An 11,452-nucleotide genomic window follows, 5' to 3' on the forward strand; every position below is an offset into this window, starting at 1 on the left:
GCTGCGGGACCTACCCGCGCATTCGGGCCGCCATCAAGGCCGCCGCGGAGCAGAGCAAGTGAGCGCCCGCAAGAATCTCCCGTGGCTCTCGACACCGGGATCGACGCCGGTATCGACGGCGGTATCGTCAGCGCCGATCGACATGGCGCCGCCCAACGAGCGACGCGATTTCCTCAAGCTCGCGGGCATGGGTGGCCTGCTCGTGGCGGCGAGTGCCCTTGGCGTACGCCGACTCGATGCGACGACACGTGGGGGCATGGAGCACGACACGAACGCCGAGCCGTGGGAGCCCCACGCGTACGTGCAGCTCAGCGACGACGGTACGGTGAGTATCTACTGCCATCGTTCCGAAATGGGTCAGGGCATCCGCACCACGATGCCCATGATCATCGCCGACGAGATGGAAGCGGACTGGACGCGCTGCCGCGTCGTGCAGGCGCTCGGCGACGAACCCAAGTACGGCAGTCAGAACACCGATGGCTCCACGAGTATTCGGGATTTTCTTCCCAAGTACCGTGCAGCCGGCGCCACAGTGCGCGCGCTGCTCGAAGATGCAGCCGCGAAGGAGTGGAATGTGCCGTCGGCGGAGGTGAAGGCGCAGAATGGCGCCGTGGTGCATGCGCCGACCGGCCGCAGTAAGGCATTCGGTGCCCTCGTGGCGACCGCACGCACCATTCCCATGCCGGCGGCGAACCGCCTGCGCATCAAGTCGCCGGCCGAGCGGCGATGGGAAGGCAAACGCATGCCCGGTATCGACCTCGTCCCCATGACCACCGGCACCGCCGTGTACGGGGCCGATGTAGTCCTCCCCGGCATGAAGGTCGCCGTGATTGCGCGCCCGCCAGTGTGGGGCGGCACTGTGGCCACCGTCGACGATACGCTCGCGAAGCAGGTGCCCGGTGTGGAACGCATCGTGCGCATCCCCGCCTCACCGATGCCCGGTGGCTTCCTGCCGCTCGGCGGCGTGGCCGTCATTGCGAAGAACACGTGGGCGGCCATGAAGGGGCGCGACGCCCTCAAGATCACTTGGACGCATGGCGCCAACGCGTCGTACGACAGCAAAGCGTACAAGGACACGTTGCGGGCATCCGTTCGGAAGCCCGGGCAGGCTGGGCGCACCAACGGCAATGTGCAGCAGGCGCTGGCCGGTGCCGCGCGTCGCGTGAGCGCCGAGTACTACATGCCGCATCTGTCGCACGCGCAGATGGAACCGGTGGTGGCACTGGCCAATGTGAGTAACGGCAAGGCCGAGATCTGGTCGCCGGTGCAATCCCCGATGGATGCGCGCAAGACGGTGGCCGAGTATCTCAAGCTCGACGTCGCCAATGTGAAGGTGAATGTCACCCTTCTCGGCGGTGGGTTCGGCCGCAAGTCGAAGCCCGATTTCGTCTGCGAAGCGGCCTTTCTCTCACGCGAGGCGGGCGCGCCAGTGCGCGTGCAGTGGACGCGCGAAGACGATCTGCAGCATTCGTATCTGCACTCCGCCGCCGCACACCGTCTCGAAGCAGGACTCGACGCCAACGGCAAGGTGGTCGCCTGGCATCACCGATCGGCCTACCCGGCCATCAGCGCCACCTTCGCGCCCAAGGTGACCGGCGCGGAACCGGATGAACTCACGAATGGGGCCAGCGATATCCCGTTCGCCATTCCCAACCTGCAGGTGGAGATCTGCCCGGCCACGGCGCATACGCGCATCGGCTGGTATCGCAGTGTGAATGCCATTCACCATGGCTTCGCAATCGGCAGCTTCGTCGACGAGCTCGCTCGTACGTCAGGCAGGGATTCCGCGAGTTTCCTGCTCGAACTCCTCGGCCCCGATCGCCAGGTCGACCTCTCCACGGCCGGTCTCGTGAAGCCCGCGAGCAACTACGGCGCCACGTGGGCCGATCACCCGCTCGACACGGCACGGGCGCGGCGGGTGGTGGAGACGGTGATCGAGAAGAGCGGTTGGCGTGGCCCTGCCCTCCCGCGCGGCCGCGGGCGTGGCATCGCAATGCATCGCAGCTTCCTGTCGTATGTGGCGATGGTGGTGGAAGTCGAGGTGCTTCCCGATGGGACCGTGCTCGTTCCCAAGGCAACCGTCGCCGTCGACGCCGGCTTCATCGCCAACCCCGACCGGGCGCGTTCGCAGATGGAAGGCGCGCTCATCATGGCGATGAGCAACGTGCTGTCGAGCGAAGTGACCTTTGCCAACGGCCGTGTAGTGCAGAGCAACTATCGTGACTACGGCGTGGCACGTATGCGGGCGGCGCCACGGCTCGTGGACGTGCATCTCGTGGAGAGCGAAGGCTTGCCTGGTGGCATCGGTGAACCCGGCGTCCCTCCGGCGTGCGGCGCGATCGCCAACGCCATCTTCGCCGCGACCGGTATTCGCGTGCGAGACCTGCCGGTGGGTCGCCAGTTGGCCGGGTGGCAGACGCGTACCAACGTGGGAGTCGGCAGCCCGTAGGCGGCGGTCTCACAGCACGATCACCCCAACGTTCAGGTATGCAAGACGTCATCATCATCGGCGCCGGTCTCGCCGGGCTGTACACCGCGCGGCTGCTCCATCGCGTCGGCGTGTCCTGCACCGTGCTCGAGGCGCGAGACCGGATCGGCGGTCGGATTCTCACCGTCAACGGATTCGACCTCGGCCCGTCGTGGTTTTGGCCGCAGATGCAGCCGGCCATGGCCGAGCTGGTGGAGGAGCTGGCCCTGCCGTCGTTCGCGCAGGCCAGCGATGGTGACGTGCTGTTCGAACGCATGTCGCGGGAAGGGCCGCAGCGGTTCCAGGGCTACCCGCAGGAGCAGAAGAGTTTTCGCGTCGTCGGTGGCAGTGAGGCGCTGGTGCGCACACTTGCCGACGCGCTACCGGACGCTGCGGTGCGGCTGAATTCCGTCGTGACGGCCCTGCGCATGGACGACGAGGGCGCAACGGTGACCGTCAACCGGCAGGGCGTCACCGAGACGCTCCGCGCCACGCTGATTGTCGGCGCGCTTCCGCCGCGTCTACTCGCACACTCGGTGGCGTTCACCCCCGTGCTATCGGGCGAGACCATGCAGCGCTGGACCAGCACACCTACGTGGATGGCGCCGCATGCGAAGTTCTTTGCGCTGTACGAGCGCCCGTTCTGGCGTGAGTCGGGACTCAGCGGTACCGCGCAGAGCATGGTGGGCCCAATGCCAGAGATCCATGACGCGACGACCGCGAATGGCGAGGCTGCGCTGTTCGGTTTCGTGGGCGTGAGCGCCGACCAGCGCGCCGCGCTGGGTGAGCAGCGCCTGACGCAGGCATGCGTGGCGCAGTTCGAGCGCATGTTCGGCGCCGACGCGGCGCACCCTCGTGCCGCCATGCTCAAAGACTGGGCGGCCGATGCGTACACTGCCACGCCCGACGACCGCACACCGAGTGGCCATCCCGTGCCGAGCCCTACCCCGTGGGTTGCCGGCCCATGGGCTGACCGACTGATTCTCGCCGGCAGCGAGACGAGTCACACGGAGCCGGGCTATCTGGCGGGTGCGGTACACGCCGCTCGCACGGCGGCCGATCGTGTACGAACGAAGCTCGGAAGCTGAGCGCCTATTGGCGCGCCGGCCCTACTGCATGCGAAACAGGTAACTCACCTTCGCGAAGAACACGTCTGCCGAGCGGCGGAGCGTACGAGACCCATTTGGTTCGTCGGCGCGTAACTGATCGCCATAGCCCACGTAGAACACCGTGCCCGGCGACGGCAGATACGAAAAGAGCACATCGAGCCGGGCGCGGGTGCGCTTGAATGCCTCGGCGCGGCGAAGCGTGCCATTGGGTTGGCGGAGATATACCGGCAACTCGGTGCGCGAATCATCACGCAGCGAATCCTGCTGCACCACCGAGTGTTCGCCGATCACGCGTACGAACACCTGGCGGCTCACCTGATACTCGGCACGGATACGCGGCGTGTTGCGCGACAATACCAGTGAGCCGTCGGTCTTGCGCCGGAAGGTCTCGTAGGCCCAAGTGCCGCTAATACGGAGCTGCTCCGTCGGCCGTAACGTCAACGTCTGGTTGTAGAGCACGACATTGGCCGAGCTCCACTCGGAGAAGTTCTCGTCTTGTCCCCACACATACACCGTTTGTGCACTGAACCGTTTGAACTCGGGGGTCCCGATGCTCAACACACCGTCGAAGTTCGGCAGACGAGGGGTGCCGGTGTACGGAAGCGTATCCACGCGTCCGCCATCGCGCCTCCGGAGCAGCACGTAGTTTTCGTATAGGCTGCGATCGTAGCCGAATTCCTCGCGTAACCACTGCCCTCCCACCTGCCATCCTCCACGCAGACGCGTATTCGCGCGCAAGTGAAGCTGCGCATCTTGGGCAGCACGCCGATTTACGAAGTCCGCGTACTGATACCGACCCAGCACATACACTTCGGGGCTGAACACCTCGATCAGTGCCCCCGGCGCACCAAAGTGATTCCACCGGTGCGTCGCCGACAGATTGGCGATGCCCGGCCGCGCGATGAAGCCGGTCTGCGCATCGAAGTCGCGCGAGATGCCGTTGAGGACGTATCGCGCGTAGAACGCGCGGCCGTTGCGCACCGCCGCGAAATCCCACAGCGGGGCGGCACGCGTGCTGTCACCATTGGTGGTGAAACTGCGGGCCACTTGCCCGGTCACGCTATACACGCCACGCACGAGTCGACCGTCCACCCCCATCACCCGGTTGGTCCCACCACGCTCGCTGCGATCGGTGTAGACCACGCCGACGCGACTTTGCTTGCCGACATCGCGCTGCAGACGCACGATACCGAACACCGGGTTATCGCGCTGGGTTACTGATGCGTCGCGGCTGTCCACGGCGGCGAGCACGCCGATGTCGAATCCACGCTGCTTCCCGGTGAGTTTGCCGGAGAACACGGGCTGCGAAATACGCCGGGTGTAGATCAGCCGGTTGGGAACGGCAAACTGCTCCTGACTTTCAAGGAAGAATGGACGCCGTTCTGCGAAGAACACCGCGACCCGCGGGTCGGGAGAAAACTGCGTCGCATCGGCCTCCACCTGCGAAAAGTCCGGGTTGGCCGTACCCGACAGCGTGAGGTTGCTGGTGATGCCCCATCGCGCGCTCCCGCCGAAATCCGGCTGCTGCGCATCGTAGCGCCATGGCGCCGAAACCGACGGTCGACTGCCAAAAGCGCTCGACGTCACCGTGGGAATGAGATCGACCGTCACGCCGCGCTGCAGATCACGGAGCCCGTTCAGGGTCCCCGACTGCGCAAGGAAGCTGGCGCTGGCGCGCTTTGCTGCAGTCCACGTCTGCTCATGACCGGTGGCCTGCACCGTACGCACAACATTGAGTTGCCAGGTATGCAGGTCGACATTGCGATAGCGCAGGCTCTTGAAGGGGATGGCGATCTCCACGTCGTACCCCGCCGCGGTCACCCGTCCTTTCGACCGCCACACATAATCGGGAGCGAGATCGGTCGCTTCGCGCGCCTTGGTGGTGGAACTGGCAAATCCACTGCCGGTTGTGGCACCCGTTTCGGTGAGCACCCCATCGCTCTGGATGCCGAACGGATTGACGGCAAACACCAACGCCTGCCGGCTGTCGTTGTAGGTGCCGAGAAAAAGTTGGATGTTGTCGTCCTGCGTGATACGATCGCGATCAGCAAGTGTGGCGCGAACCGATCCCGGTGCAGCATACGCGCGCACCCCCACATGAAGCGCCGTCGCGCTGTACCACACGAGCACTTCGGTGCTGTCCTGCGCAGTGACTCCGTCGTTCGGAAAGAACTGCGAGAAGCCGGTGAGCACGGCGGCCTTCGCCCATTCAGGTTCGTCCAACACCCCATCGACAGATGGGGCGTTGTCAGCCCTCGGCACCGCCACCGCGGTCGTGCCCACCCGCCCGTGATAGACCGGCCTCGGGTCCGCCGCAGAAGGAGGCGTCGGGCGCCCGGAAAGACTGCCGAGGACGAGCGGAAGGAGCAGGGTGAGCACAGACGCCATTTCGAGGTGAGCGGAGACCTTCGACGTATGGCTTACGCGTCACCGGCCATTATCGCTCACCGGTCCGTCCGCGGACCGCTCGGCCAGGCGCGACTCCGGGGACGAGTTCGCCGTTACGCACGACCGCGACGCCATTCACCAGCACATGCGTGATGCCCTCGGAATACTGTGCAGCGTTCTCGAAGGTCGCCTTGTCGATCACCCGGGCAGGGTCGAACACGGTAATGTCGGCGTCGGCACCAACCTGCACCCGTCCCTTCTTTTTCATGCGCGGATCGGCCCCCTCCACGCGTTTCGCCGGCAGCAGCGTCATGCGCGCAATGGCATCGGGCAGCGACAGCACGCGCTGGGTGCGTACGAACTCACCGAGCACCCGCGCGAACGTCCCCGCGCTCCGCGGATGACCGACGATCTTGCCGTCGACCATGGAGAAGCCACCGTCGCTGGCCACGATCACGCCTGGACGACGGTACGTCTGGGCCGGCACCGAATCCGGGATCATGAAGAGAATCACGCGACTGCCGATCTCGCGGTACTTCGCAAAGGTTTCCGCGTTGAGTCGCTCACCCGTCTCCGGGCGCATGAGATCCTTGTAGTCGACCCCGAGGCGCTGCTGGAACCCTTCGTCGAAAATAGCGGCCGTGATGTACGTCGCCCCGGCATTGTACGGGTACGCCTCGGTGGTCACGTCGAGGCCGCGGCGACGGGCGCCATCGACCAGATCCAGTGCGAATGGGGTGGAGGCCGCGCCGATGCTCGTGATGTGCACGACGTGCAACGGGGCGCCCGTAGCGGTCGCGTCGGCGATCACTTCCTGGACTGATGCGGGACCATCGGCATCGTTCGGGCCGCCGCTCCGCGCGTGGACGTACACGGGGACCTTGGCCTTCGCCGCGTGCCGGAACACGTCCATCGCCTCGGCGCGCGAGGCGGCCACGGTGTATGCGAGTCCCATGCCCACGCCCAGCGCGCCCTCGCGCAGCCCTTGGTCGATGCGCGCCCCGAGCTCGGGGAAACGATTGGGGTCGATACGCTCGCGGGCCCACTTGCCGTCGCTGCCGATCACCAGCGAACCGGCACGGGACGAGTCACGGTCGAGCATGGCGCGACGCGCGCCCGGGTGCGATACGGTGATGCCGAAATTCACGCGCGCCTTCCCGGCCCGCTCGGCGTACCAAGGCGCCACCGGATACGACCCGAGTTCCATCTCGAGCGCCGTCGTCACCCCATCGCGCGCGGCATAGTCATAGGCGAAATCCTGTTGCCCATGCTGATGCAGATCGATGAAGCCTGGCGAGACCACCTGCCCCTTCGCATCGATCGTGTCACGGGCGCTGCGCATGGCCGCACCGATATACACGATGGTGCCGCCGCGAATGCCGACATGGCGGACAGCGTCGAGCCTGGTCTCCGGATCGATGACCCGCCCGCCAACGATGATCACATCGAGCATGGCGGTCGGTTGGGCTGCAACGGGCGCCGAGAACACGCTGAAGGCGAGACACGCGCCGGGGAGCAGACGGGGCATGGGATGGTCCACCACATTGAGGAGGAATCGGTCAACGGTGCCCGCCAATTATGTCGCGCCACGTAGCCGGTCGCCAATCGGCGGCGCCACCGACGCTTACGGGATGTCGCCGCAGGCAACATCATTGGCGGGTCCCGGGATCCTTGGCCTTCACGTTCAGATCGCGAGCTTTCATACCATGCCCCGCACACTCCAGCGAACACCGCGCGTACTGGCGTCCGCACTTGTGTCAGCGCTGTCGTTGCTCGGTCCGCGGATGAGCCCAGCGCAGCCGGCGCCGGACAAGGCCATTCAGGGCGTCATGAATCGTCCCGAGTTCAAGCACGCCAGCTGGGGCATGGCGTTCTACGATCTCGACGCGGGCAAGGTGGTGGCCGGGGTGAACGCCGATCGCCTGTTCATACCAGGGTCCACCACCAAGCTACTGACGATGGCGACTGCGCTGGAGGTGATGGGCGCGGATCATCGCTTTCGGACACGGGTGTATCGCACCGGCCCCGTTCGGAACGGAGTCCTCGAAGGCGATCTGGTGCTTCGCGCCGCTGGTGACCCCAACCTGTCCGGGCGTGTTCGCGATGGTAATCGGTACGCCTTCGTCGACCGGGATCATTCGTACGGCGGCATGCCCCTCGATGGTGATCCGCTCACCACGCTGAAGCAGCTCGCGCAGCAGGTGAGCAGCGCCGGGATCCGGCGCATCACCGGACAGGTCGTGGTGGATGCCTCGCTGTTTCCTGAGGGGGATCGCGAACTCGGCACGCGTGTCACGCTGTCTCCCATGGTAGTGAACGACAATGTCATCGACATCGTGCTCACCCCCGGCAGCAAGGCCGGGGACCGCGTGACGGTGCAGGTGCTACCGGCGACCAGCTATCTCACGGTACACGCGAACCTCGTGACAGCGGATTCGGGCACGCCGCTGCTCGTGCGCAGCGTCGAGGATAGTTCGAGTGGCGATCGCCGGGTCATCGTGGCCACGGGATCGGTTCCGCGCGGCGCGGCCGTGAATTCGCGCTGGGCGGTGGCGTCGCCGCGCCGCTTCGGCGAGATCGTGTTCACCGAGGTGCTCAACGCCGCCGGCATTCAGGCCGTCGCGCGACTCGGCGCCCGCGCTACCGACAGTCGTACCTTTGCCGCCTTCTACACCGATTCGCTTATGGTGGCGGAGCATGTGTCGCTGCCGCTCACGGCCGAAGCGGTGGTGCTGCTCAAGACCAGCCAGAACCTGCACGCGAGCAACTTCCCGTTGCTGTTGCCCACGATGGCGAAAGCCGCAGCGGGACAGAGCGGCTTCGACATGGCGCGGGAGTGGCTGCAGCGTGAGGGGCTCGACACCGATGGGGCGCAGCAGGGCGACGGCGCCGGCGGTGATGCCATGTTCTCGCCGCTGTTCATGACACAATTCCTCGCGATGGTTGCGAAGAAGCCGTGGGCCGAGGCCTTCCGCGCCGCTCTCCCAATTCTGGGTAGTGATGGCACGCTCGCGCTCATCCAGCCCAACGCTCCTGGCGCGGGTAAGGTCTTCGCCAAGACGGGGACCTACGCCAAGTACGATCCGCTCAACCGGCGAACGATCGTGACCGGCAAGGGGCTCGCCGGCTACTTCACGTCGCGTAGCGGGAAACGCATGGCCTTCGCGCTGTACGTGAACAATCTCGCCGTGAAGCAGGGCGACCCCGCCGACGTCGCCGGCCAGGCGCTCGGTGAGATCGCCAGTCTGGCGTGGGAGCGCCTCCGGTGATGCTTGGCGTGTGCCACCAGTGAAACATTGCGGACAAGGGACGAAACGGTGGAATTGCGGCTCGGGGCGGCATAGAGCTGACCCAATCCCTTGGACCTGGAGTGTACTGTGGCTGCTACCCGTCGTTCGGCACTTTCCGCTGCCGCCGCGATTCTTCTCTTCTCACTGGGCTGCAGCACGGACAAGCCGTCGTTCACGGAAGCCGCCGACGCGAATCCCCCGAGCACGCAGAACGCCCTCGACGTGAGCGTGTCACTGGCGCCCGAGGTGCGTGGGGCGGAGTCGGTCATCGCCCATGTCACCGTCATCAACCGTTCCACGAGCACGGTGGACGTGCCGGAATCGCAGCTGCCCTCGGAGGATCTCGAGACGCAGCAGTTCGTGGTGCTTCGTGATGGGGAGCGCGTGAACTACGAGGGGCCGCACATCAAGCGCGGTCCCTCCATCGGCGATGCGATCATCAGCATCGCCCCGGGCGCCGCGTACAGCTACGACATCGAGCTCTCGCGTGCCTACGATCTCTCGCGCGACGGGCGCTATTCGGTGGTGTTCGAGAGCCGCGACAGCCGCGCGCAGACGGTGCTGCGCTCGGCCCGGCAGGAAGTGCGCCTCTACGGTCGTGCCGCCCTCGCCACCAGCGGTATTGCCGATCGAACGCTGTCGGCGCTCACGAGCCAGATCACGTATGCGCGCTGTACGACCACCCAGCAGACCGCCGTCCGAGCGGCGCTCGCGCAGGCCGAAACCTACGCGATCAATTCGCGCAGCTATATGGCGGCCAACAACCTGGCCGACCGGTACACGTGGTGGTTCGGTGCGGTGACCACCGCAAACGCCAGCCGGGTGCTCGCCAACTTCACGGCCATCGCCGACGCGTTCGCCACCAAGCCCATCAAGGTGGACTGCGGCTGCAAGAAGACCTACTTCGCGTACGTGTATGCCAACCAGCCGTACACCATCTACGTGTGCAAGGCGTTCTGGAGTGCGCCGCTCGCAGGCACTGACTCGCGTGGCGGTACGCTGGTGCACGAGATGAGCCACTTCACCGTGGTCGCGGGGACCGGCGATTTTGCCTACGGTCAGTCCGCGGCGCGCAACCTGGCGCTCACGAATGTGTCGCAGGCCATCGCCAACGCCGATAACCACGAGTATTTCGCCGAGAACACGCCTGCGCGTCAGTAATCGGATCGCGTCGGCGCTGCTGCTCGTGTCGTTCGTCAGCAGCGCTGACGCCTCCGTGGCTTCGCCGACCATTGCCTGCACCGTGCACGCGCCGGCCACGGTGAAGAGCGGCCAGCCGGTTCCGCTCACGGTGGCGTTGCATAATCGCGGAGCCACACGAGTGGCGGTGCTCAATTGGGGCACAACTTTCGAAGAGGCGTGGCTGCAGCCTTTCGTTACGGTGATGCGCGACGGGAAGGCGCTGCAATACGGCGGCGCCCTCGTGAAGCGCGGCGACCCCGAACTCGACGAGTATTTCAGCCTCGAACCGGGGGAACAGCGCGAGGCCGCGCTCGATTTGGGTGAGGTCTATTCCTTGACCGAACCCGGGCGCTACACGGTCGTGCCGCATATCGTGCTGCACGACGTGGCGCCGGGGTCAGCGAAGGTGCCACGATCGCGGGCCAACCATGCACCCGTGACGTTGGCCTGCAAGCCGGTCACCATCACCATTCGCTGACCCCGATCAAGCGGTTCAGGACTTAGCGACCGGCCCCAAGCCGCTGCAGCACGATTTCAAGGGGTCAGCGTCTTTGAAACGCGCTGACACGGAGCGCACCGAGCTCAGTGAGGCCATGGAGAACGGCGCGATGCTGGTTTCCATGGCCTCACGGTTTGCATGTGGCTTTTGCTGTTCTTTGTGCCCTCACCACCCTCGGTGAGCTCCGTGTGGACGCGTTCTTTCAAGGGGTCAGCGTTCAAGGGGTCAGCGGCGTTGAAACGCGCTGACACGGAGCGCACCGAGCTGAGTGAGGCCATGGAGAACAGCACGATGCTGGTGTCCATGGCCTCACGGTTTCCATGTGGCTTTTGCTGTTCTTTGTGCCCTCACCACCCTCGGTGAGCTCCGTGTGGACGCGTTCTTTCAAGGGGTCAGCGTTCAAGGGGTCAGCGCCGTTGAAACGCGCTGACACGGAGCGCACCGAGCTCAGTGAGGCCATGGAGAACAGCGCGATGCTGGTTTCCATGGCCTCACGGTTTGCATGTGGCTTTTGCTG

7 protein-coding genes are annotated in these 11,452 nt (G+C 65.6%); 5 read left to right on the top strand and 2 right to left on the bottom strand.

What is annotated here, in order from left to right; genetic code table 11:
• Positions 1 to 58: 58 nt before the first annotated feature.
• Positions 59 to 2,449, top strand: coding sequence for a molybdopterin cofactor-binding domain-containing protein (locus ACIQ6O_RS07220; protein ID WP_396207101.1), 2,391 nt, complete (start codon positions 59 to 61; stop codon positions 2,447 to 2,449).
• A 38-nt stretch (positions 2,450 to 2,487) separates the two neighbouring features.
• The gene (locus tag ACIQ6O_RS07225) at positions 2,488 to 3,555 is read left to right on the top strand and encodes a flavin monoamine oxidase family protein (RefSeq protein WP_396207102.1); all 1,068 of its coding nucleotides are present in this window, start codon (positions 2,488 to 2,490) and stop codon (positions 3,553 to 3,555) included.
• 21 nt (positions 3,556 to 3,576) lie between these two features.
• On the opposite strand, the gene ACIQ6O_RS07230 is transcribed toward ACIQ6O_RS07225, so the two are convergent.
• Together ACIQ6O_RS07230 and ACIQ6O_RS07235 are read right to left on the bottom strand one after the other, a co-directional pair.
• Positions 3,577 to 5,802 carry a DUF5916 domain-containing protein gene (locus ACIQ6O_RS07230; protein ID WP_396207103.1) on the bottom strand — a complete coding sequence of 742 codons (2,226 nt, stop codon included), beginning with the start codon at positions 5,800 to 5,802 and terminating at the stop codon, positions 3,577 to 3,579.
• Between the two features lie 211 nt (positions 5,803 to 6,013).
• Positions 6,014 to 7,492: an amidohydrolase family protein gene (locus tag ACIQ6O_RS07235; protein WP_396207104.1), complete on the bottom strand. Its 1,479-nt coding sequence runs from the start codon at positions 7,490 to 7,492 to the stop codon at positions 6,014 to 6,016.
• A gap of 178 nt (positions 7,493 to 7,670) precedes the next feature.
• Between ACIQ6O_RS07235 and dacB the strand changes: the two genes are divergently transcribed.
• The 3 genes from dacB to ACIQ6O_RS07250 all read left to right on the top strand — a co-directional run bounded on the left by dacB (position 7,671) and on the right by ACIQ6O_RS07250 (position 10,914).
• Positions 7,671 to 9,233 (top strand): D-alanyl-D-alanine carboxypeptidase/D-alanyl-D-alanine-endopeptidase, encoded by a 1,563-nt coding sequence (dacB, locus tag ACIQ6O_RS07240; protein WP_396207105.1) that lies wholly within the window; start codon positions 7,671 to 7,673, stop codon positions 9,231 to 9,233.
• A gap of 108 nt (positions 9,234 to 9,341) precedes the next feature.
• On the top strand, positions 9,342 to 10,415 hold the full coding sequence (locus ACIQ6O_RS07245) for a M35 family metallo-endopeptidase (protein ID WP_396207106.1): 1,074 nt from the start codon (positions 9,342 to 9,344) through the stop codon (positions 10,413 to 10,415).
• Between the two features lie 55 nt (positions 10,416 to 10,470).
• The gene (locus ACIQ6O_RS07250) at positions 10,471 to 10,914 is read left to right on the top strand and encodes a hypothetical protein (RefSeq protein ID WP_396207107.1); all 444 of its coding nucleotides are present in this window, start codon (positions 10,471 to 10,473) and stop codon (positions 10,912 to 10,914) included.
• Positions 10,915 to 11,452: the final 538 nt, after the last annotated feature.

The sequence above is a fragment of the Gemmatimonas sp. genome, assembly GCF_044345575.1.
Lineage (GTDB): Bacteria > Gemmatimonadota > Gemmatimonadetes > Gemmatimonadales > Gemmatimonadaceae > Gemmatimonas.